At 38.2% G+C, this 22,972-nt stretch carries 19 protein-coding genes; 12 read left to right on the top strand and 7 right to left on the bottom strand.

All coding sequences use genetic code 11. From position 1 onward, the window contains the following. Positions 1-12: 12 nt before the first annotated feature. Positions 13-960 carry an aromatic acid exporter family protein gene (locus C3945_RS05905; protein WP_161878772.1) on the top strand — a complete coding sequence of 316 codons (948 nt, stop codon included), beginning with the start codon at positions 13-15 and terminating at the stop codon, positions 958-960. 71 nt (positions 961-1,031) lie between these two features. Here the strand turns inward: C3945_RS05905 and C3945_RS05900 are convergent, their stop codons facing one another. From C3945_RS05900 to C3945_RS05890, 3 genes are read right to left on the bottom strand one after another with little or no spacing between them, the layout of a single operon-like run. Next, on the bottom strand, positions 1,032-1,580 hold the full coding sequence (locus tag C3945_RS05900) for a hypothetical protein (protein ID WP_161878771.1): 549 nt from the start codon (positions 1,578-1,580) through the stop codon (positions 1,032-1,034). A gap of 5 nt (positions 1,581-1,585) precedes the next feature. Beyond that, positions 1,586-2,572, bottom strand: a complete 987-nt coding sequence (gene floA, locus C3945_RS05895; protein WP_202623307.1) for a flotillin-like protein FloA — start codon at positions 2,570-2,572, stop codon at positions 1,586-1,588. A gap of 17 nt (positions 2,573-2,589) precedes the next feature. Continuing rightward, positions 2,590-3,195, bottom strand: a complete 606-nt coding sequence (locus C3945_RS05890; protein WP_161878769.1) for an NfeD family protein — start codon at positions 3,193-3,195, stop codon at positions 2,590-2,592. Positions 3,196-3,432: 237 nt separating this feature from the next. Here C3945_RS05890 and glgB point away from each other — a divergent pair, with 237 nt between their 5' ends. From glgB to C3945_RS05865, 5 genes are all read left to right on the top strand, one after another. Further along, a complete protein-coding gene (gene glgB, locus C3945_RS05885) occupies positions 3,433-5,340 on the top strand; it encodes a 1,4-alpha-glucan branching protein GlgB (protein ID WP_161878768.1) in 1,908 nt (635 codons plus the stop codon). 85 nt (positions 5,341-5,425) lie between these two features. Beyond that, entirely contained in the window at positions 5,426-6,571 is a 1,146-nt protein-coding gene (locus tag C3945_RS05880) for a glucose-1-phosphate adenylyltransferase (protein ID WP_161878767.1), read from the top strand. Then, complete coding sequence (gene glgD / locus C3945_RS05875) at positions 6,561-7,736, top strand: glucose-1-phosphate adenylyltransferase subunit GlgD (RefSeq protein ID WP_161878766.1); 1,176 nt, start codon at positions 6,561-6,563, stop codon at positions 7,734-7,736. Before C3945_RS05880 ends, glgD begins: the two co-directional genes overlap by 11 nt. An 8-nt stretch (positions 7,737-7,744) precedes the next feature. Then, positions 7,745-9,184: a glycogen synthase GlgA gene (gene glgA / locus C3945_RS05870; RefSeq protein WP_161878765.1), complete on the top strand. Its 1,440-nt coding sequence runs from the start codon at positions 7,745-7,747 to the stop codon at positions 9,182-9,184. A gap of 251 nt (positions 9,185-9,435) precedes the next feature. Next, positions 9,436-11,874 carry a glycogen/starch/alpha-glucan phosphorylase gene (locus C3945_RS05865; protein ID WP_161878764.1) on the top strand — a complete coding sequence of 813 codons (2,439 nt, stop codon included), beginning with the start codon at positions 9,436-9,438 and terminating at the stop codon, positions 11,872-11,874. An 83-nt stretch (positions 11,875-11,957) separates the two neighbouring features. Here the strand turns inward: C3945_RS05865 and C3945_RS05860 are convergent, their stop codons facing one another. Beyond that, positions 11,958-12,779, bottom strand: coding sequence for an undecaprenyl-diphosphate phosphatase (locus tag C3945_RS05860; protein WP_161878763.1), 822 nt, complete (start codon positions 12,777-12,779; stop codon positions 11,958-11,960). Positions 12,780-12,979: 200 nt separating this feature from the next. Here C3945_RS05860 and C3945_RS05855 point away from each other — a divergent pair, with 200 nt between their 5' ends. Then, positions 12,980-13,486, top strand: a complete 507-nt coding sequence (locus tag C3945_RS05855; RefSeq protein WP_161878762.1) for a PTS sugar transporter subunit IIA — start codon at positions 12,980-12,982, stop codon at positions 13,484-13,486. Positions 13,487-13,546: 60 nt separating this feature from the next. Here C3945_RS05855 and C3945_RS05850 read toward each other — a convergent pair whose 3' ends face one another. Next, entirely contained in the window at positions 13,547-14,170 is a 624-nt protein-coding gene (locus tag C3945_RS05850; protein ID WP_161878761.1) for a flavin reductase family protein, read from the bottom strand. A 50-nt stretch (positions 14,171-14,220) separates the two neighbouring features. Further along, positions 14,221-15,255 carry a lactonase family protein gene (locus tag C3945_RS05845; RefSeq protein WP_161878760.1) on the bottom strand — a complete coding sequence of 345 codons (1,035 nt, stop codon included), beginning with the start codon at positions 15,253-15,255 and terminating at the stop codon, positions 14,221-14,223. A gap of 183 nt (positions 15,256-15,438) precedes the next feature. Here C3945_RS05845 and C3945_RS05840 point away from each other — a divergent pair, with 183 nt between their 5' ends. From C3945_RS05840 to C3945_RS05825, 4 genes are all read left to right on the top strand, one after another. Next, a complete protein-coding gene (locus C3945_RS05840) occupies positions 15,439-16,635 on the top strand; it encodes an AI-2E family transporter (protein ID WP_161878759.1) in 1,197 nt (398 codons plus the stop codon). A gap of 154 nt (positions 16,636-16,789) precedes the next feature. Continuing rightward, entirely contained in the window at positions 16,790-17,425 is a 636-nt protein-coding gene (locus C3945_RS05835; RefSeq protein WP_161878758.1) for a TetR/AcrR family transcriptional regulator, read from the top strand. A gap of 2 nt (positions 17,426-17,427) precedes the next feature. Next, positions 17,428-19,149 (top strand): ABC transporter ATP-binding protein, encoded by a 1,722-nt coding sequence (locus tag C3945_RS05830; protein ID WP_161878757.1) that lies wholly within the window; start codon positions 17,428-17,430, stop codon positions 19,147-19,149. Beyond that, the gene (locus tag C3945_RS05825) at positions 19,149-21,014 is read left to right on the top strand and encodes an ABC transporter ATP-binding protein (protein WP_161878756.1); all 1,866 of its coding nucleotides are present in this window, start codon (positions 19,149-19,151) and stop codon (positions 21,012-21,014) included. Before C3945_RS05830 ends, C3945_RS05825 begins: the two co-directional genes overlap by 1 nt. Before the next feature lie 117 nt (positions 21,015-21,131). On the opposite strand, the gene manA is transcribed toward C3945_RS05825, so the two are convergent. Then, the gene (gene manA, locus C3945_RS05820; protein WP_161878755.1) at positions 21,132-22,091 is read right to left on the bottom strand and encodes a mannose-6-phosphate isomerase, class I; all 960 of its coding nucleotides are present in this window, start codon (positions 22,089-22,091) and stop codon (positions 21,132-21,134) included. 227 nt (positions 22,092-22,318) lie between these two features. Here manA and C3945_RS05815 point away from each other — a divergent pair, with 227 nt between their 5' ends. Next, positions 22,319-22,900, top strand: coding sequence for a thymidine kinase (locus C3945_RS05815; protein WP_161878754.1), 582 nt, complete (start codon positions 22,319-22,321; stop codon positions 22,898-22,900). Positions 22,901-22,972: the final 72 nt, after the last annotated feature.

Genomic DNA, 22,972 nt, shown 5'->3' with positions numbered 1-22,972 from the left:
GAGTAAGAGGCCATGAATGTCAGTGAACGCACCTTTAAAATAGCTGTCTCAGCTGTATTAGCCAGTTTAATTGCCCAGTGGATTCGGTTACAAAACCCTTTAGCTGCTGGTATAATAGCTGTTTTGAGCGTTCTCGATACAAAAAAAGAGTCGCTATCAACCGCAGTATCACGGGTATTATCGACCCTAATTGCTTTTGTTATAGCAACAGTTATTTTTTACTTTTTGGGTTTCACATTGTTGGCCTTTGGTCTTTACTTAACTATCTATGTGCCCGTAGCATATCGATTTAAATTAGAGTCTGGCATTGCCCCTTGTTCTGTATTGGTGACTCATTTTATGATTGCCGAGAGCTTTGCTTGGCAATGGCAAATAAATGGCTTATTGCTTATGGCGATTGGTGCGAGTATGGCTATCTTATTCAATTTGTGGACACCATCTAGAGAAGTTAAAATGAATAAAAAGATTAGTGAACTAGAAGAATACATGCGTATCATACTAAGGTTATTTAGTGAACAACTGAATGGCGTGGATCGTCGTTCTAAGTTGAGAGAAACGATTAAACTTGCTAATCAACTAGTTGAAAAGATTAGAAGCTTAGCATTTCATGAGTACGATAACCAACTATTTAATCGATCTGACTATTATATCAGGTATAGCCAAATGAGAATACGTCAGTTGGATTTGCTTAAGAGCATGTCTCATAATGTCAGTGTATTGAATTTACAGACAGATCAAAATCAACGCTTAGCTGAATTGTTTTTACATGCTTCTGAGCAGTTTCATGAGAAAAACACGGGTATAGAATTGCTTGATAAAATTGGTAAGTTATATAACTATTACAGGAAATCCCCACTTCCAGAAACAAGAGAAGAATTTGAAAGTAGAGCTGTAATGTACCAACTATTGCATGATGTCGAACAATTAATTAGGTTTAAAAGAGACTTCTTTAAGGATTGACAGAAATATAATCGATTTTCATAAAAAAAGCCAATTCCAAATTAATGGAATTGGCTTTTTTAGCAATTAGTTTAGAAAGAATCAACAGGCTCATCTCTGATAGCTAAAGGCTTATCTAGTATTTCCTTATAGATAATAGCTTGCCTTAATTTATTCTTACTGGTTAATTTATCAATTGATTTTTCTTCTCTTGTGGAATAAGGGTCCAATGATGCTACTTTATTAATAAGGGGCCCTTTTTTAGAACTAACAGAAGTTGTGGATCTGTTCTCGAGTCGTCTATCTTCTAAAGCTTTATCTCGAGACAAGTCTTGAGCTTTCATGCTACTTTTACGATTTCTAGGCTCAGAAATTTGTTCCACACCCGTTTGATTTTTAGTCACTACTTGTCGACTATGAGGATTGTAGTCTCCTCGTCTATTTTGGTTGTGTTGCGTTTGTTGAGCAGTAGGGGAATGCGGCGGTGTGTATGACCGCTCGATTGAATCCCCACGTCTTTGATTTTCTTTTTTCTGCTCATCCATCGATTTTTTAGAAAACTTCGTCAGAGCTAGAGTTATAAAAGAAATAATCATGAAGAATATAGCCATCTGGACGATCCATACAATTAGGAAATTCATCTACATCACTCTTCTTCGTTAGATTTGCCGGAGATGGATGTTCTCATGTCTGTATCTGCATTAAGATTTTTCATTCTATATTGATCCATTACACCGATGTTTCCACTTCTCAACGCTTCAGCCATAGCAAGTGGAACTTCAGCTTCTGACTCCACAACTTTCGCACGCATACGTTGAGTTTCTGCACGCATTTCTTGTTCTACAGCAATCGCCATTGAACGGCGTTCTTCTGCTTTAGCTTGGGCAATATTCTTATCCGCTTCAGCTTGTTCAATTTGTAATTTAGCACCAATGTTACGGCCGACATCCACATCCGCAATATCAATGGATAAGATTTCAAAAGCCGTACCTGAATCAAGACCTTTTCCAAGGACCATACGTGAAATGGAATCAGGGTTTTCTAGAACGTCGGAGTGCTTCATAGCAGAACCGACAGTCGTTACAATACCTTCTCCTACACGAGCGATAATAGTATCTTCACCTGCACCACCGACTAATCGTTCGATATTCGCACGAACAGTCACTTTTGCTTTAGCAACAATTTCGATACCGTCCTTGGCTACTGCAGATATATTTGGAGTCACAATAACTTTAGGGTTTACAGATACTTGTACTGCTTCAAACACATTACGTCCTGCTAGATCAATAGCTGCAGCTTTGATAAACTCTAAATCAATATCTGCTCGCTGAGAAGCGATGAGAGCATCGACCACCGTGTTGACGTTACCACCTGCTAAGTGATGGGCCTCCAAGTCGTTGGTATTTATATCAAGGCCAGCTTTTGTTGCTTTAATCATCGGACGAATAATCGCATTAGGACTAACTTGTCTTAAACGCATACCGATAAGTGTACCAATGCTGACTTTTACACCCGAGAAGTAGGCCGTTACCCATAAACCGACGGGAACAAATCTTAAGAAAACGCTTATAACAATCAGTATGAGAACTGCTGCTATGATGATGCCGATATAATTGCTGTAAAATGGATCCATGAACATTCTCCTATCTATTATTTAATTTTTCTAACCGTAATTTTTGTACCCCTTACTGCGTCTACTATGACTGGTGTTCCTTTGGAAATATGTCCATCAACGCTTAGTACATCATAAGCGTGTGTATCATCTGCAAAAACGGCTTTTCCTGATGGCCGAAGAGGGGATTCTGCTTCACCTGTCATACCAACTTCAAGTGGGGCCTTTTCGACTTTTTCTTGAGTCGTTTTACCGGGCACATTAGTTGTCAGTATTAATTTGTTAACATTTGCCAGAGAATACCCTTTTCTAAGCAGGTAAATGACCACTCCAGCTGTAATCACGACAGATAAACTTAAATCCTGAATCGCTTGGGTCATGTCTCCATGGGTCAGATAAAGTCCAGCTACCAATAATACAATACCTAATATACCAACCAGACCGAAATCAGGAATAAATACCTCCATTATGATGAGGAGTAAACCTGCTGTGAACAATAATATAGGTAGCCAATTTGCAATACCTACAAAGAAAAAATACCCACTTAAACTTAAGATCGTCAACGCCGTACCGCTTTTCATGGATGGAGTCAATATAGCAATGGCAATGCCAATAAACCCGAGTCCCAGTAATAAACCTTCCATAACTCGTTTGTCTCCTTTCTTTCAATGCCGTTTACTTCTTACAACACAATCATACCACTCCGAGTCACCAATGTCATCGGTCTAGAGGCGTATTAGCGTGTTTCTTCCATATTTAACTTTTTTTTAAAAGCATAAGAGAAAAAATTTGGTAAAGTCATCTCACTAGGTTACAATATCAGTATATAGAGTTTTCGATAACGGAGCTCATGAAGAAAGGTTTGTCAAAGGGGGATTTGAATGGAAAAGGAGAACTCAACAAAAGATAACCATCATGATTTGGATGCCATATATTTGTTCAATGAGGGGACTCTTTATGATAGCTATACCACTTTAGGTTGTAACAAGGTAGATAAAGGGTATAAATTTACCGTTTGGGCTCCTCATGCACAAGCTGTTTACTTAATTGGAGACTTTAATGCTTGGTCGGAACATGATGAAATGGAGTTAATTGAGGATACCGGTTTCTTCACATTGACCGATGAACGTGCCGAAGAGGGACATCACTACAAATATAAAATCATTCAAGCGGATGGAACATCTGCTTATAAAGTAGACCCATATGCTTATGAGTTTGAAGTAAGACCTAAAGACGCTTCAGTTGTAAAGGATTTACCGAATAAGAAGTGGTCAGACGGTTTATGGATGGCAAATAGAAAACGACGCGAAATTTACAACCGACCATTAAATATTTATGAAGTGCATTTAAGTTCATGGAAACATCACGAAGATGGTAGCTGGTATAGCATCAAAGATTTGGAAAACGAACTGATTCCTTACGTCAAAGAAATGGGCTATACCCACATTGAGTTTATGCCTTTGATGGAGCATCCATTAGATGCGAGTTGGGGTTACCAAGCTACTGGATTTTATGCATTATCTTCTAAGTTTGGTACCATAGAAGATTTCCAAGATTTTGTAGAAGCTGCTCACCAAGCAAATATCGGTGTCATCATGGACTGGGTTCCTGGACATTTTAATCGTAACTCGTATGCCTTAGCCTATTATGATGGGACGCCTCAATTTGAGTATGCCGATAAAAACAGAGCGGATAACCTCGGATGGGGTACGTTGAACTTTGATTTAGGAAAAAGCCAAGTAAGAAGTTTTCTTATTTCCAATGCGTTGTTTTGGATTGAACAATTTCATTTAGATGGATTAAGGGTCGATGCCGTCAGTAATATGTTGTATTTAGACTACGACATAGGTGAGTGGACACCGAATGATGAAGGAACAAACATTAATAAAGAAGGCGTTGAGTTTATTCAATTACTAAATAAAAAAGTGTTTGAAAGACACCCCGATGTCTTAATGATGGCGGAAGAAAGCACAGCATGGGAGAAAGTCACTCATCCGGTGCACGAAGGCGGCTTAGGCTTTAACTATAAATGGAATATGGGATGGATGAATGACACACTCCGCTTTTTTGAAATGGATCCTCTCGATAGAAAAAATCATTTCAACCTCATTACTTTTTCTTTTATGTACACATTCAATGAAAATTACCTTCTCCCTTTTTCACATGATGAAGTCGTTCACGGGAAAAAATCGTTAATGCACAAAATGTTCGGTGACAGATATAACCAATTTGCTGGTTTAAGAACCTTAGAAACGTACCGCATGATGCATCCAGGTAAAAAGTTAGAGTTTATGGGATCAGAGTATGGGCAATTTCTAGAGTGGCGCTTCGATGAAGGACTGGAATGGAACAACTTAGAAGACCCAGCAAATGCCAAGCATCTTGAGTTTACTAAGCAGTTAAACCATTTTTATAAGGAGCATCGAGCACTTTGGGAATTGGACCATCATCCTGCGGGAATAGAAATTTTAGATGCAGATAATCCAGAAGAATCAGTACTCTATTTCATTCGACAAGGGAATAACCCAAGGGATTTTTTAATCGTTCTGTGCAACTTTGTCCCAGTTGAAAGGCAACATGTCAGGATAGGATTACCTTATAAAGGGCAGTATGAAGAAGTGTGGAATACTGAAATGGAGCAACTGGGAGGAACGTGGACACAGTCACAAGGCGTATTGAAAACAGAAACGATACCTGCGCATGGAAAAGATTACTCAACTGAAGTCATCTTGCCTGCTTTGAGTGTGGTTGTATTAAAACCCAAGCGTGTTTATGGAGTGAAAAAATAAGTAGTGTTTTTTTAAACCTTTAGAATAGTTGACAATAAAAAATCGCACTAAGGAGGGAAGGAAGGTCTCAGACACTTCCGATAATATGAAAACCGAAACAGTTGCAATGATTTTAGCAGGTGGACAAGGCTCTCGACTAGGGAAATTGACTAAACAGATCGCTAAACCAGCCGTACCTTTCGGAGGGAATTACCGAATTATTGATTTCGCCTTATCTAACTGTGCCAATTCTGGTATTAGTGACGTGGGGGTTGTTACACAATATCAACCTCTCGTTTTAAATCGACACGTAGGTAACGGGTCAAGTTGGGGGTTGAACCGTCACAATGGTGGGGCAACGATTCTTCAACCTTATTCAAGCGTAGAAGGGGAAAAGTTCTTTAAAGGGACAGCACATGCCGTGTTCCAAAACATTGCTTTTATTGAAGAAAAGAACCCTGATTACGTAGTGATTCTATCAGGAGACCATATTTATAAAATGGACTACGAAAAAATGTTGGATTACCACAAGGCTAGAGCTGCCTCACTAACTGTAGGCGTTATGCCTGTTCCTTGGGATGAAGCGTCTCGTTTTGGTGTTATGAATACAGATAGAACGGACCGCATTATCGAATTTCAGGAAAAACCTGATAAACCAAAATCTAACTTAGCATCTATGGGGATTTATATTTTTAATTGGCCAAGACTAAAACAATATTTAGAAGATAACCAATCTAAAAATAGACAAATGGAAGACTTTGGTCACCACGTTATCCCGGCTTACCTGAGAAACAGTGAAGCAATATATGCCTATTCTTTTGAAGGATATTGGAAAGATGTTGGGACAATTGAGAGTCTTTGGAGTGCAAATATGGAATTTTTAGAGCCTAATCATGAGTTGAACATTAGAAATACGGATTGGAGAATTTATTCAAATAATCCAAATACCACGCCGCAGTTCTTTACGAAAACGGCTAAAATTAAGGACTCCATGATTACAGATGGGTGCTATATTGCAGGAGAGATAGACCATTCAATCATTTCCAATAATGTAAAAGTAGGAAAAGGCTCTGTTATTAAAGATTCCTTTGTTATGCCTAATGCAGTAATTGGAGAAAATGTCCGAATTGACAAAGCGATTATTGGCGAAGGCGCGCATATCTATGACGGAGCAGAAGTTGTTGGTACTGAAAGCGAAATTGCTGTTATTGGTTATCAAGAAGAAGTAGGAGGGTATTCAGATGAAGTATAAAATCGCATCTATTTTGAATTTAGTTGAATATGAAGATAAACTAAAACCGTTAACAAACAGAAGACCCGTTGCTTCCTTGCCATTTGCGTGTCGTTATAGATTGATAGATTTCCCTTTTTCTTCTTTATATAATGCTCAAGCTGTATCGGCTGCTTTATTTATATCTGGATCAGGCCATTCTTTATATGATCATATCCGTTCAGGATCATCATGGGGACTAGATTCAGTAGCCGGTGGGGGAGTATTCACCCATTCCCAAGTCCTATTAAAATCAGAAGCTAATCAAGATTATAAAACGGGCCCATATTACTATGACGACCATTATAAGTATGTCAGTAAAGCTAAAGCGGACTACGTCGTAATCATGGGCTCGAGTATCTTATCCAATGTCCAATTAGAATCTGTTCTGAATTATCATATGGACAAAGAATGCGATGTAACAGTCGTTTATAAAAAAGTTAAACGAAGTGAGTTACGTGATGATACTATTTATACGTCACTTCGGGTAAATGGTAATGAAGAAGAATTGGTTGAAGGAATTGATTGGGTGGCAAGTCAACCGGACCCTGAAAGTGTACTCGCTTTAAATATGAGAATGATGGTCATTAACAAGAAGTTATTTTTAGATTACTTGTTTACCGCAAGAGAAAAAACCCAAGACATTAGTGTAGATAACTTAATTCAATATACTCTAGACTTTGATAATCAAGTAAGTGGTTTTGAATATACTGGGTATTTAAAAGTGATTGAAGACATTAAGAGTTACTATGAAGCCAATATGGATATGTTGAATGAAGATAATTTCAATTCCCTTTTTTATAAATCTGATCCCGTTCGTACGCGTTCCAAAAATTCTGGACCAACCTATTACGGTGAAGATGCCGTGGTTGAAAATTCTCAATTTGCCAACGATTGTGAAATATTTGGATCGGTCAAGAACTCACTATTCTTCCGTAAGGTTCAGTTGGCGAAAGGATCTCACGTAGAAGACTCTATTATCATGCAAGATGCCTATATTGAAGAGGATGTGTATTTAAAACATGTCATCCTTGATAAGCACGTGTATGTCCAAAGAGGGGCTAGGCTTGAAGGAACAGCTGAAGAACCAATCGTTGTAGCTAAAGACAGCGTAGTCGATGCTGAAGGGAATATTGTGGAAGGGTGAATAGACTGATGAAAATTTTATTTGCGGCTTCTGAATGCGCACCTTTCTTCAAAACCGGTGGATTAGGGGATGTTCTAGGGGCATTGCCTAAAGAATTGGCGAAAGACGGCCATGATGTACGGGTCGTCTTGCCCTTGTTCCTACAAAAACTAAGTGAAGAGACACTTGGTGAGTTAGAAGATGTAACTGATTTTACAGTAGAAGTTGGGTGGCGTAAGCAATATTGTGGGATCAAAAAACTAGTAAGAGATGGTGTCACATACTACTTTATTGATAATTTATTTTATTTCGATCGTCCCAATTTATATGATTATGGAGACGATGCAGAACGCTTTGCTTTCTTCCAACAGGCAGCAATTGAGATGTTGGGAAAAATAGACTTTATCCCAGATGTCTTTCATGTCAACGACTGGCAAACAGCGATGATACCTGTTTTACTTAAAGATAAATACGCTTGGATTAATCAACTAAAAGATATCAGAACTGTATTGACCATTCACAATATTTTATTTCAAGGCGTATACGATCAATATGTGTTATCCGATTTATTCAATATTGGTTACGATGCCTTTCACGAACGTGGATTGAAGTACTGGGATAATGTATGCTGGTTAAAAGGAGCCATTTATTACTCAGATTTAGTGACCACGGTTAGTCCAACTTACGCGGAAGAAATTCAAACGCCAGAATTCGGCTACGGACTCGATTATGATTTGAGAGAGATTAACTATAAGCTTGTCGGTATTTTAAATGGGATTGATTATGAAACATATAATCCTGAAACAGACAAGACAATACCAGCTACTTTTTCTACGGATGATTTATCTGGAAAAGGAGTAAATAAAAGGGCACTTCAAGAGAGAGTCAGCTTACCGGTTGATGATGAAGTGGCATTGATTGGAATGGTCACTCGTTTAGATGAGCAAAAAGGAGTCGACTTAATCGTTGATGCTATGGAGGAATTGCTTGCGCATCGACATGTTCAAGTCGTTATATTAGGGACCGGCAAGCCTTATTTCGAAGAGGCATTCACGTACTTTACGAACACTTATCCCGATAAATGCCAGGCTATCATCGATTTCGACAGTGAATTGGCACAATTAATTTATGCGGGTGTTGATTTCTTCCTTATGCCTTCAAAATTCGAACCATGCGGACTGTCTCAGTTGAATTCATTAAGATACGGGACGTTACCTATAGTTCATGAAGTGGGCGGCTTAGCCGATACAATAAAAGCGTATAACCCTGTGACTGGTGAAGGAACTGGCTTTAGCTTTTATGACTTTACTAAAGAAGTCTTGTTAAGAACCATTGATGACGCCTTGGTCGTTTATTATGACTACCCAGATACATTTGAAGCTTTGCAAGTGCGTGCAATGGAGCAAAATAACAGCTGGGAAAAATCTGCTAATCAATACATTGATCAATACAAATATCTAATCTTTTAAAGTAAATAAACCGAAGGAGGAAGGCGAAAGTCTCATCTCTCTCGGTTTATTTGTGTTGGGAATTCATTTAGTCATATAATTGTCAAACGGCCTTTATAGTAAATAATTAAGGGTTTAACTGTTTTTTAAGATAAACTTACCTTGTTTTTATAAAAAAGGAGGAGTAGTGGTCGTTGATGAAGAGGTGCGCACCTTTATTTAAAACTATCTGTGATGTATACTTTGCCAAGGAAGATGGAGGTTATTAATATATGGATTTAACAGTAAACGAATTTATAGAACAGTACAAAAAACAATTTCAATCACTCTATGCCTATCCCGTTGAGGAAGGCACAGACGAACAACACTACTCAGCCCTAGCTCAATTTATAAAAAATCACTTGTCGACTTATTGGAAAGATACGAGAGAACGTTACCTTGATAACAGTGCTAAACAAGTTTATTATTTCTCAATGGAATTCTTGCCAGGAAGACAACTAAGAAATAATACGTATAATTTAGGCTTGCTTGATGTCGTTAAAGAAGGGCTAGATGAACTTGGTTTATCTTTAGATACTATTGAAGAAGCCGAAGTTGATCCGGCTTTGGGTAACGGAGGATTAGGAAGGTTAGCATCGTGCTTCATGGATTCATTAGCATCCTTAAGTATACCTGGAAATGGTAATGGCATTCGCTATCGCTACGGCCTCTTCAGACAGAAATTTGTCGATGGCTATCAGGTCGAAGTGCCAGAAAATTGGCTGAGAAACCGCAACATATGGGAAACAAGAAATACCAAATCGACCTGTACGGTTCGTTTTGGAGGAAATGTCTGGCTCGAAAAGAATCAGCAAGGCTATATGGAAACGAAATATGAGGATACATTAAATGTATTAGCTGTCCCTTATGATACTCCAATGGTCGGGTACCAAAACAATACAATTAATAACTTGCGTTTATGGTCTGCCGAAATTCCGGTAGAGGAAGAAGATCAGTACCCTACACTTGAATCAAGAGAACCAATCAGTGAAATTACTCAAGTCCTGTATCCCGATGATTCTAACTACGAAGGGCAACTGCTTCGATTGAAACAGGAATATTTCATGGTATCAGCTGGAGTGCAGTCTATTCTACGTCACTTTAGAAAATATAATGTCCCTAGAAAGAACCTACCAGATAAAGTAGCCATTCATATAAACGATACTCATCCCGCACTGGTTATACCTGAATTAATGAGATTGTTAATGGATGATGAACATTTAAGTTGGGAACAAGCATGGGAAATTACCCATAAAACCTGTAGTTACACTAACCACACCATTTTAAGAGAAGCATTGGAAAAATGGCCGGTTGACATGATGAAATCATTACTTCCAAGAATTTATATGATTATTGAAGAAATTAACAGACGCTTTGTTGAACAAATGCTGCCCCTTTATGGTGAGCGGATCACTTGGCAGACAGCTATACTGCAAAACGGTGTTGTAAATATGGCCCATTTGGCGGTTATCGGAAGTCATAGTGTCAATGGTGTTGCCAAGTTGCATACAGAAATTTTAATGGAAGATGTGCTAAAAGATTTCTTTGAAATCTATCCGGAAAGATTTAATAACAAAACAAATGGAATTACTCAGCGACGCTGGATTCACTTAGCTAACCCAGGTTTAACTAAGTTATTAGACAACAAAATTGGTGAACAGTGGAAACGCAACCCTTCTGAATTAAAAGTGTTCAAAGGCTTTGAGCGGGATAAAGAAACACTAGAGCAACTGGCTGCTATCAAGTTGAAAAACAAGAAGGAATTGGCTGATTATATTGAAAAGGTTAAAAACGTTAAAGTTAATCCAGAAGCTATTTTCGATGTTCAAATTAAACGCCTGCATGCCTATAAGCGTCAACACTTAAATGTCTTACACATTTTGCATCGTTATTTGGAGATTAAACGCAATCCTAAGGCTGATTATGTTCCACGTGTCTTTATCTTTGGCGCAAAAGCGGCCCCAAGTTACACCTATGCTAAGCAAATTATAAAAGTGATTAATTCTATAGCAGATCTTGTAAATAATGATCCAGATATTGGGGATCTTTTGAAAGTTGTTTTCTTTGAAAACTACGGCGTATCATTAGCTGAAAAAATTATTCCTGCTGCTGATGTGAGTGAACAAATTTCACTGGCCAGTATGGAAGCCTCAGGTACGAGTAACATGAAGTTAATGGCAAATGGTGCATTGACTTTAGCTACTCTTGATGGAGCAAACGTAGAAATAAAAGACTTTGTAGGCGAAGAAAATCTATTTGTATTTGGTTTAACGAGTAAAGAGGTTTATGAATTAAAAGGTCGACAAGACTATAATGCAAGAGCTCTTTATGAAGGTCAAGATAAGATTCATGCTGTACTCAACGCCTTAACAGATGGCACTGTACCAGGTTTACAGGGTGAAGGGCATGCCTTGTTCGATTCATTGGTTCAGTACAATGATGAGTATTTTGTTTTAAAGGATTTCGAATCTTATGTAACAGCTCAAGAAGATATTGATACATTATATAGAAATCAACCGGAATGGTTACGTAAGTCCTTACTCAATATTGCTGCATCTGCACCATTTTCTGCAGATTATACTATTAAGCGTTATGCTGATGATATTTGGAAAGTCAAACAACACAGCTCAAATGGTTTCGCTGTAACTATTTTAGATGAACCCTTAGCTTAAACCAAAAAACGTGCTTCTTCTTATCTGTTTTTCACAGATAGAAAAAGCACGTTTTTTATTTTTTCTCACGGCCTTAAACTAGTTTAAGCAATCAACCCAAAGTAGCCAATAACGATCAAACCAACAACAATTCGATACCAACCAAAGGAACTAAAATCATTGCGACGGATATAACTCATTAAGAACTTAATTGCAACTATAGAAACGAGGAAAGAAAATAAGCAGCCGGCAATTAAAATAGCTAATTCTGCTGAAGTAAACGTAAAGCCGAAACCGACTAATTTTAATAGACTAGCGCCAAGCATAACAGGTATGGATAGGAAAAAAGAATACTCTGCAGCAACTGGACGAGCGATTCCAATCATTATTGCTCCGACGATGGTTGCACCAGACCTAGACGTACCAGGTATTAAGGCAAGGACTTGAAACATCCCGATAATCAATGCCGTTTTATAAGACAACTGCTCGAAAGTGGCAACAGTAGGAATCTTTCCTTCGTTACGTTTTTCAATAATAATGAAGGCAATACCATATACAATTAACGCAATAGCGACTGTCCACCAATTATAAAAATGTTCATTGATGACATCTTCAAACAGCAAACCAATAACACCGGCTGGTATAACCCCAACGACTACTTTAAACCAGATATGCCATGTCTCTTTCTTTTGAATCTCATTTTTTTGTGAATCAAAAGGATTTAATTTTCTGAAATAAAGCAAGATGACAGCTAATATAGAAGCCAACTGGATAACAACGAAAAACATTTCCTTGAAGTCAGCGCTCGTATTGAGGATTAAAAATTCATCAACTAAAATCATGTGACCGGTACTACTAATAGGTAGCCATTCGGTAATCCCTTGTACAATTCCTAATATAATCGATTTAATTATTTCAATAACCACATAAAACACTCCTTAATGAACAATTTAACAGCCTTTTTATCATAACGAATATTGTCAAAAAATGCTATGATATTTAGTGGAAAAATGTGTCTAATCGTTTCGCTTAATGAATAAGACAAGGTATGATAGTATTAATAGTAGGTTAAACCTATAAACTATTGTATAATACGAGTATAAAAAAAAGAAAGCGGGCGAAAAAAATGGGTGTATTTGATTTTTTGAAAGGCAAAGGAAAAGAAGCTGGAAACTCGAAAGCAGAGTTGTCAAACCCGGTTAACGGAAAGGTCATTCCGATAGAAGAAGTAGATGATCCTGTCTTTTCACAAAAAATGATGGGTGATGGATTTGGAGTTGTTCCTAACGATGGGGATATTTATTCACCAGTTTCAGGTAAGGTAGTCAGTGTCTTTCCTACTCAGCATGCAGTCGGTTTAGAGATGGACAATGGAGTTGAAGTGTTGGTTCACATTGGTATCGATACTGTAGAACTTGAAGGTGGACCATTCAATACCGTAGTTAAAGAAGGAGATACGGTGTCCCCAAGCACGAAGCTTTCGACTGTTGATTTGGCCGGCTTGAAAGCTGCAGGCAAAGAAAATACTGTCATCATTGTATTCACTAACATGGATCAAGTAGGCGATTACGATCTAACCAGCACTGGTGAGATGGACAGAGGCGCACCAATTGGAACAGTTTCATCTAAGTAAGGATAACCAAAAACACGCTACGAAAGCAGGGGATCAACCTGCTTTTATAGCGTGTTTTTTCTATTTATCTGGTCGAATCATTGAGAATACCTTTCCGATTGAGGCATATTCGATACCGGCCAAGCGGGCGACTGGGTCCAGTTGTTCAGGTAGGATATAGTCTTTATCCTTATCGAATACTGACTCATCAAAATAATAATCGGTAACCTTAAGAAGGAATAAGTCAGTAATGATTTCACCTTTTTCATCTTCCACAGGCACGTGTTGATACAAAGTGGTCTCAAATCGAATGAGAGCTTCTTTAATTCCAGGAACGGAGATACTTTTGCTGTCAACTAAGGACAAGTCTGTTCTGTCCAATTCGCTTTCGTCAGAAGGCATGGGTGCAGAAGTAGCATTCATCTCTTCAATTACTGAACTACTGACGATATGAATCACAGCTTCTTTGTTTTTCAATATATTCACTGCCGAATCCTTTTGCTTACCGGCAGTTCGTAAAATGGAAACGGAAAGCAAAGGAATCTGATTAGAAACAACACTGAAAAAACTGAAAGGAGCAGCATTGACAGTGTCTGAGTCTTCATTCAAAGAAGTGATCCAAGCGATAGGGCGAGGAATCACACTCCCTGTTAAAAACTTGTATTGTTGTTTTAGAGATAAATCGTCTGTACTAAAATGATACATATTAACTCCTTGTCTTGAATGTGATAGGGACTAGCTAAATCAGTTTACTATTATTTTTTAAATGTAACGCAGATAACTTCTGGCGCGTACACATCTTTTTGAAGCATGGTTAACGTGCCGTCTGCTTTATTACGTTCAAATAGGGTGAGATTATCGGTATCTTGATGGGCGACAACAATAAATTGTTCAGAAGGATCTAAGTTGAAATCGCGAGGCGTTTTACCTTCAGTAGGAACATACTCCACTAACTCTAAGGTGCCATTCTCTTTGATTGCATAAACAACAAGAGAATCATGTCCACGATTTGAAGCATAAAGGAATTTGCCGTCAGAAGACATTCGAATAGCGGCGGCACCATTAAAGCCAGTATGGTCTTCAGGGATGGACGTTATTGTCTGAATAGAATCAAAACGACCCTCGTCTTTGTCGTAAGAGAGTACCACTACCTCACTACTCAATTCCCCCATGACGTAAGCGTAAGGTTTTTGAGGATGGAAGACGATATGTCTAGGACCCGTACCAGCGGGCATCTTTACAGAAGCGACGGGTTGTAATTTATGATCCATTGTTAAAGAATAGGTAATAACTTCATCCGTACCTAAATCACAGGCGACTAGAAAGTCTTTATCTGGTGTAAGGTCAAAATAATGAGCATGAGGACCTTTTTGATTGTCGTGTACAGAACTGCCGGAGTGTTTCACTTTATCGACTAAAGTCAATTCCCCTTCTGAGTTTGTAGAGAAAACAGCGACTTCTCCAGTGTGGTAATTAGCCGTATAAACCAGTTCTCTATCCGAATCATAAGCAACATAACAAGGTGGCGCACCTTCTTCCATAAATGTGTCCATGGCAAGGTAGTTACCCAGTTCCCCTTTTCTAAAAGACGCTATACCACCTTTGTCTTCCGTTTTAGCTACTGAAAAGAGTAGACTTAGATCATCAGTGCCATCCAGGTAAGTAGGGTTACCGATGTGGGCTTCTTCTTTCAGTAAATCCAAGGATTTCTTTTGAGTATCTAATTGAATACTATATATGCCTTTACTGTCCTTTTTTGTATAGGTGCCTAAAAGTATAGTCTGTGTCATATCATTTCCTCCTTCGTCATTTGTACATCTTCCAGTATATCAGATAGAAGAAGGAGGTGGAAAGGAAACAGTCAGCATAGACAAGCGAGTTAAATAAGTGTGGTCACCATAAAGGCTTTATTTTACTATAGAGGTGAACAGTATGATAAAATAAAAGTAGTTGTTTGAAGGAAGGTGATAAGGTTGGATGGAGATAAAAATCAGTTTGGCTTATCTCAGTGGAATAGAACTTGGCTTTGGCGAAGAGTCATTAATAATAGAGCTGTGTCTGTGTTATTGGTCACCTTTTTAGTGTTTTTAAACATTTATATGCTGACACGGATTTCTTTTATATTTAGACCTCTGGGAATAATATTAACTATCGTGGGACCCCCGCTTATTTTTTCAATTATCTTTTACTACTTACTAAATCCAGTGGTTGACTGGTTAGTCACTAAACGCTTCTCGAGAATCACCGCAATAGCCTTTGTTTTTAGTTTAATCATTTTGCTAGTCATTGGTGGAGTGAATTATATAATTCCCATTATAAGGGAGCAACTAGAAACGCTCATTACTAACTGGCCGTCTTACTGGAATAGTCTTATTGCGCAATTAGACACCTTTTTAGATACGGCAATTTTTACAGACTTTATGGATCAGATTAGAGAAACAAACATATTGGAAACAATGACTAATCAAGCTACGACTGTAGTGAATGCAACTGTGGGAGGCATCGGTAGTTTTATAGGAACGGTTACTCAAGTTTTTATCACGCTGATTACTATGCCTTTTATTCTCTATTATCTATTAAAAGACGGTCGCCACATACCAAACATATTTTCCAAATATATTCCTACAAAAGCTAGGCCAACCATTAACAAGTTATTTGGAGAAATTAATCAACAGGTCAGTTATTACGTTAGAGGACAGTTGATCGTTGCCATATCAGTGAGTATTATGTTTTGGATCGGGTATTCTATTATAGGACTGGACTTCGCATTGACACTCAGTATTTTTGCAGGCTTTTTAAACTTAATTCCTTATTTAGGGTCGTTTCTTGCAGCTATTCCAGCTGTGATTATAGCCATTGTCCACTCACCCTTAATGTTACTTAAACTGCTCATTGTTTTTAGTATTTTACAAATTTTAGAAAGTCGAGTGATCTCTCCTCAAGTAATAGGGAATACTTTGAAGATACATCCAACCATTATTATCTTCTTGTTGTTAATCGGAGGTAGATTGTTTGGGGTATTTGGAGTCATATTCGGTATACCTGGATACGCCATCATCAAAATCATTTTCACCATGTTCTTTCAATGGTATAGTAAACGCACGGGTCTCTACGAACCCGAGGAACCACCAATAAATCCAGAAGAGGCTATTATTAAAACAGAGGAATAATTGGCATCTTTTTAATACTCACCGAATTTAAGGTGGGGTTAAGAAGATGCTTTTTTCACGGAAAATTCACTTGCTATGTGACACGTTGTCACTTATAATAACCTAATGTGACAGCGTGTCATGTTTTAATTTTTAGGCATAAGGAGGAAAACGAGTGCCAACGCAAACCTTTTTTAATTTATCAGAAGAAAAGAAAAAACGACTGATTGCAGGAGCGATGAAGGAATTTTCAACAAAATCACTCAATGATGCATCGATTTCTAATATTGTAAAAAATGCAACTATATCCCGAGGAAGCTTTTATCAGTACTTCGAGGATAAAAAAGATTTATATTTTTATTTAATCGGTAAGTTTCGATACAACTATCGTAAGTTAATGTATGACAGCTTTGTAAAAGAAGAAGGAGACTTTTTCAAAGGGTATAAAAACTTTGGTGAAAAGTATATTTTATACATTCGCCAATCTCCAAAATTTGGTTTTTTTGAAAACATGTACTTGCATATGAATTATCAAATTAATCAAGAAGCACGACTTGATTTTGATAAAGCAAAAGGTAAAGTCATGCCTGAAGGAAAACGAATTGTCGACGTCATCAAACGCGATAGTTTGAAGATAAATACTGAAGAAGAATTGGTATCCATTGTTAGGTACTTGTTAAGTGTTTTAAACGATACAATTATGGAAGGGTTCTGGAAAGAGCTCTCGATAGAAGAGACTCAGCAACTATTTGTTAAACGGTTAGAATGGATCACTTATGGTGTTGCAGTCTCACAGAAAGAAGAGGATTAAGAATGATTAGATTAGGAAAATGGATGAATCCATGGCGCATCTTTTTAAGTTTGTTGTTTTTAGCGGTACAGACTGTTGGCATGTTAGCTATGCCAACCATCACAGCAAATATCATAGACTATGGTGTAGCCCAAGGAGATATTGATTATATTGTTAGAAGCGGCATTATCATGCTGTTGTTTACTCTATTAACCATTGGCTCTGCAATTTTAAACGTGTATTTTTCTGCCAAAGAATCTCAAGGACTCGGGCATAAGATTCGCCAAAGAATTTATAGCATGGTTACTTATTTTACGAATGAGGAATTAGATCGGTTCGGGACATCTACTTTGATTACTCGAACGACGAACGATGTCATGCAAATACAATTCGTCATGATGATGGTTCTACGTACAATGGTTTTAGCTCCGTTCTTAATGATAGGTGCCGGCATTATGGCCTTTACGCGTGAACCTCAACTGGCTTTTGTCTTTCTCATTACCATGCCGCTTTTATTCGTTTTGTTATATATTATTCTCAGATTAACTAGTCCGATTTTTAAATCGATGCAAAAAAAAACAGATAGACTAAACAAAGTCTTTCGAGAAGGCTTGACTGGGATTCGAGTCATTAGAGCCTTTAATAAAGATGAGTATGAAAAAGAACGTTTTGATGAAGCGAACTGGGACTTTGCAGCTACTTCTATCAAAGCATTCACGAGAATGTCCTTTATGATGCCATCTATGGTATTTGTAGCAAGTATTACGAATATTATGATTACTTGGTTTGGAGCTCAATTAATTAGTGTCGGAGACATGCAAGTAGGCAATTTAGTTGCCTTTATGACTTACGCCAGTCAGATTTTGATTGGAGTGATGATGGTTTCTATGGTTCTTTTCTTCTTACCAAGAGGTCAAGTAGCAGCTTTCCGTATATTGGAAGTTCTTGATACAGCTAATATTATTGTGGATCCTGAAAAACCTATTAAATTAGACGATACGAAAGAAGTATCACTATCATTTGAAGGAGTAAATTACCGCTACCCTGGTGCTGAAAAATTAGCACTGGAAGATATTAGCTTTACCTTACGAAAGGGAGAACGTTTGGCTGTCATTGGCGGAACTGGTTCAGGGAAGTCAACTCTGTCGAATCTCATTCCCCGCTTATATGATATAGAAGCAGGCTCCATAAAAGTTAATGGCATTGATATTAGAGATGTGAAACAAGGTGACTTACGCCAAATTATTGGTTTTGCTCCTCAAAAAGCTGTTCTATTTAGTGGAACGATACGTGACAACATGCGTTACGGAAAAGAAGAAGCAACGGATGAAGAGATTTGGCATGCCCTAGAAGTGGCTCAAGGAAAAGATTTCGTGTCAGACCTGCCGGATGGGCTGGATTCAAGAGTCGAACATGGAGGAGGTAACTTCTCTGGTGGTCAACGTCAGCGTCTAAGCATCGCTCGAGCTTTGGTAACGGATGCCGATATTCTCGTATTTGATGATTCCTTCTCCGCGCTCGATTTCAAAACAGATGCTCGATTAAGAGAAGCTTTGAAACCTGAAACAAAAGATGTTGCGGTCGTTATCATTGCCCAGCGAATCAGTACGGTTTTAGATGCTGATCAAATAATTGTGTTGGATAAGGGGCAAATTGTTGGTAAAGGGACGCACAACGAACTAAAAGAATCGAATGTAGTGTACCAAGAAATCATGGACTCTCAAATGAAAGGAGAGGATATTTAATGAAAAACCAGGGGAAAAGTCCAGCTCATATGAAAGCTCGGAAAGCGAAAGATTTCTGGGGCACATTGATACGCTTGGTCAAATATATGTCCACTCGTTTCTGGGGATTAGTGATTACGTTGGTCTTAGTTATTGTGTCTACCGTCTTGGCCACCCAGGCACCAAGAATCTTAGGTGAGGCAACTACGGAAATTTACCGCGGTATACAAGAGGGAAATGCCCTTAGAGAAGCTGGACAAGTGGTCAACACCTACCCAATTGATTTCGATTTAATTAGAACGATATTAATTACGGTATTCGTTGTATACATGACTCAGTCTGTTTTTCAATATTTCCAGTCTTTTATTACGGCTAGAATTGCCCAAAAAACAGTTTATGACATGAGAAAAGACTTGAAAAACAAAATGTCACGCTTGCCTATTCGCTACTATGATACTCACTCAAATGGTGATATCATGTCTCGAGCAATTAACGATATGGACCAAATCGCAAATACTTTGCAGCAATCATTGTCTCAATTTATTATAAGCGTCGTGCAATTTGTTACAGTGTTAGCTGTTATGATATCCATTGATATCCAATTAACTCTTGTAACTATTGTGACCGTGCCGATTAGTTTTGTATTGATTGCTATTGTTGCACCTAAATCACAAAAACAGTTTGCTGCTCAACAAAGAGAGTTAGGCTTTCTTAATGATAAGGTAGAAGAAACCTTCTCTGGTCATACGATAGTGAAGACATATAACAGAGAAGAAGATGAGATTAAGGCATTTGAAGAACAAAGTGAACGATTAAACGATGCGTCAATGAAAGCTCAATTTCTATCAGGTATCATGATGCCATTAGTGAGCTTTTCAAGAGACCTTGGTTACTTCGGAGTTGCTATCGTTGGCGGAATTAGTGTAGCTAACGGGACTGTTACATTAGGTAACGTTCAGGCCTTTATTCAGTATGTTAACCAGTTCTCTCAACCGGTTAGACAAGTGGCGAACCTCTCTAATACGATTCAAGTCACTATCGCGGCTTGTGAGCGAATATTTGAGTTGCTTGATGAAGAAGAGATGGAAAACACTGAGTCTGGTTTGGATCCTAAACCGAATTCACCTTACAAAGTTGAATTTGAGCATGTTCAGTTCGGGTACAGTGAGGATGAGCCGTTATTAATGACTGACTTTAACTTAACGGTTAAAGAAGGCGAAATGATAGCTGTAGTCGGACCGACCGGAGCGGGTAAATCCACTTTAATTAACTTGTTGGAGCGTTTCTACGATGTTGATGGTGGAAGTATTCGATACGAAGGGATCGATACAAGAGATATTGATCGTGCAAAATTGCGTAGTAGATTCTCAATGGTACTACAAGATACGTGGCTGTTTAATGGTACGATATGGGATAACTTAGCATATGGTATTCAAAATGGTGAACCAAGTCCTGAGAGGATTTTAGAAGCGGCTAAAGCTGCTCACGTTGACGAATTTGTTCGTCGACTTCCGGACGGTTACAACACAGTGTTGAATGAAGAAGGAACCAATATATCTCAAGGGCAAAGGCAGCTAATTACTATCGCACGGGCCTTTTTGGCTGACCCTGAAATATTAATCTTAGATGAAGCGACTTCATCTGTTGATACACGTACAGAGATTCTTATACAGGAAGCGATGACTAAGCTACTTGAAAACCGTACGAGCTTCGTTGTTGCCCACAGACTCTCCACTATTCGTGATGCGGATAAGATTATTGTGATGAACAATGGAGATGTAATTGAAACAGGTAACCATGAGGACTTAATGGAAAAAGACGGCTTCTATGCAGACTTATATAATTCACAATTCCAAAGTCCAGACGAACAACTGGCTGTTGGATAACAAACAAGCACCCTTTCTACATTGTTAATGTGGAGAGGGTGTTTGTTAATTTTTATTTTATCGTAACTATCTAACTATAGTCGACTTCAAGTAGCAGAAAACCATAAATAGTAAAGACTACTCACTTTTTTGTCCAGGAGTTGAAGCAATAATGTGAAGATTCCCATCTAATGTCCACTCTCTTACTGTTGCGGGTAAGATAAAATGGTCGCCTTTTCGACAAGAGTAAGATTGGGCATCAATCGTTAAGTTGCCTTCACCATCTAGAACACTAACCAATGAATATGGGGCGTCAGGAGTAAAGTCTGCTTTACCTGTCACACGCCATTCTTCAACCGAAAAGAAGTCGTTAGAAACTAAGTGTGTGCGCTCAAGATGATTGTTTTTTGTTTTATCCATACTTAAACTGGGTTCTACGTGAGGAATCGTTGTGACGGCTATCGATTGTTCCAGGTGCAAATCCCGTGGCTCGCCGTTATCTTGGAGTCGATCATAATCGTATACTCGGTAAGTGGTATCACTGGATTGTTGGGTTTCTAAAATCATGACGCCACTGCCAATGGCATGTATGGTACCACTAGGCACATAAAAGAAGTCTCCTGGTCGGACTTTTACTCTTTTTAATAGATTGTCCCAGTCACCTTGTTCGATAGCGTCTTCCAGTTCTTTTTGGCTGTTAGCGTGATGACCATAAATAATTTCTGCATCTTTTTTTGCGTCAATGATATACCAGCATTCAGTTTTTCCTAACTCACCTTCATGCTCCAGTGCATAAGTATCGTCTGGATGAACTTGAACAGACAAATCATGTTGAGCATCGATAATTTTGATTAATAAAGGAAAGACAGCTTCAGTTGGATGACCAAATAACTCTTTGTGATTATCCCATAGATCACCTAACGTTTTTCCCTTGTACGTTCCATTAGCTACAACACTTTGTCCATTAGAGTGGGCAGAAATGGCCCACAATTCTCCTGTACGGTCGCTGGGAATATCATAACCAAACAAGTCGTGGAGCTGCTGACCGCCCCATATTTTCTCTTTAAATACTCCATTTAAAAATAAAGGTTCTGACATACTAACACCTCATATATTTTTCTTCAGTGTAACATAAGATAGGAATACTAGATAACATTTAGTCACTCGTTCTAAATAAAGTTGGATACACTGTCATGCAGCAGGAGAGAAATACCAGTAGATATGAATGAATGCTTGTGCTTTTCTTCTTATTAACTTATAATTTATTAGGATATGGGTCATAGATGACACGGAGTATATATATATAAAGAGAGTGGGAGTTTAACATGGCACAACTGTTTTTTCGATATGGAGCAATGAATAGCGGAAAATCAATTGAGATATTAAAAGTAGCACACAATTATGAAGAACAGGACAAACCAGTCATACTCTTCACAAGCGCATTGGATAATCGAGAAGAAGTAGGAGTAATCTCAAGTAGAATTGGCTTAAAAAGGGAAGCTATTCCTGTAACAAACGATATGAACATTTTCGAATCGGTTAAAGCACTTAATAAACCACTTGCATGTGTCTTAATCGATGAAGCCCAGTTTTTGAAAAGAGAGCACGTTAACCAATTGGCTGAGATTGTAGATGAATTATCTATTCCAGTTATGGCTTTTGGCTTAAAAAATGACTTTATGAATAATTTGTTTGAAGGTTCAGAGCGACTACTTGCGTTGGCAGATAAAATAGAGGAAATGAAAACGATTTGTTGGTTTTGTCATAAAAAAGCAATTATGAATATGCGCACGCACGATGGAAAACCAGTTTATACAGGAGAGCAAATCGTGATTGGTGGGAATGAATCGTATTACCCTGTGTGTAGAAAGCATTATCACAATCCGCCAATAGTCACTACTGATTAGATAGCATCTTTAAGGAACACATGAGGTAAATTGTAAGAGTGAGAACGGAGCTAGTTGAAAGGAGCGACTGTT

It is taken from the genome of Alkalibacterium sp. MB6 (assembly GCF_009935905.1).
Taxonomy (GTDB): domain Bacteria; phylum Bacillota; class Bacilli; order Lactobacillales; family Carnobacteriaceae_A; genus Alkalibacterium.
This window is presented reverse-complemented; position numbering and strand designations above follow the sequence as displayed.

Bases quoted from the DNA above. Each gene is read 5' to 3' on its own strand.
- C3945_RS05900 (WP_161878771.1), bottom strand. From the start codon at position 1,580: ATGAATTTCCTAATTGTATGGATCGTCCAGATGGCTATATTCTTCATG.
- C3945_RS05850 (WP_161878761.1), bottom strand. From the start codon at position 14,170: ATGTATCATTTTAGTACAGACGATTTATCTCTAAAACAACAATACAAG.
- glgA (WP_161878765.1), top strand. From the start codon at position 7,745: ATGAAAATTTTATTTGCGGCTTCTGAATGCGCACCTTTCTTCAAAACC.
- C3945_RS05890 (WP_161878769.1), bottom strand. From the start codon at position 3,195: ATGGAAGGTTTATTACTGGGACTCGGGTTTATTGGCATTGCCATTGCT.
- C3945_RS05815 (WP_161878754.1), top strand. From the start codon at position 22,319: ATGGCACAACTGTTTTTTCGATATGGAGCAATGAATAGCGGAAAATCA.
- C3945_RS05865 (WP_161878764.1), top strand. From the start codon at position 9,436: ATGGATTTAACAGTAAACGAATTTATAGAACAGTACAAAAAACAATTT.
- C3945_RS05880 (WP_161878767.1), top strand. From the start codon at position 5,426: ATGAAAACCGAAACAGTTGCAATGATTTTAGCAGGTGGACAAGGCTCT.
- manA (WP_161878755.1), bottom strand. From the start codon at position 22,091: ATGTCAGAACCTTTATTTTTAAATGGAGTATTTAAAGAGAAAATATGG.
- floA (WP_202623307.1), bottom strand. From the start codon at position 2,572: ATGGATCCATTTTACAGCAATTATATCGGCATCATCATAGCAGCAGTT.
- C3945_RS05830 (WP_161878757.1), top strand. From the start codon at position 17,428: ATGATTAGATTAGGAAAATGGATGAATCCATGGCGCATCTTTTTAAGT.
- C3945_RS05905 (WP_161878772.1), top strand. From the start codon at position 13: ATGAATGTCAGTGAACGCACCTTTAAAATAGCTGTCTCAGCTGTATTA.
- glgD (WP_161878766.1), top strand. From the start codon at position 6,561: ATGAAGTATAAAATCGCATCTATTTTGAATTTAGTTGAATATGAAGAT.
- glgB (WP_161878768.1), top strand. From the start codon at position 3,433: ATGGAAAAGGAGAACTCAACAAAAGATAACCATCATGATTTGGATGCC.
- C3945_RS05855 (WP_161878762.1), top strand. From the start codon at position 12,980: ATGGGTGTATTTGATTTTTTGAAAGGCAAAGGAAAAGAAGCTGGAAAC.
- C3945_RS05845 (WP_161878760.1), bottom strand. From the start codon at position 15,255: ATGACACAGACTATACTTTTAGGCACCTATACAAAAAAGGACAGTAAA.
- C3945_RS05825 (WP_161878756.1), top strand. From the start codon at position 19,149: ATGAAAAACCAGGGGAAAAGTCCAGCTCATATGAAAGCTCGGAAAGCG.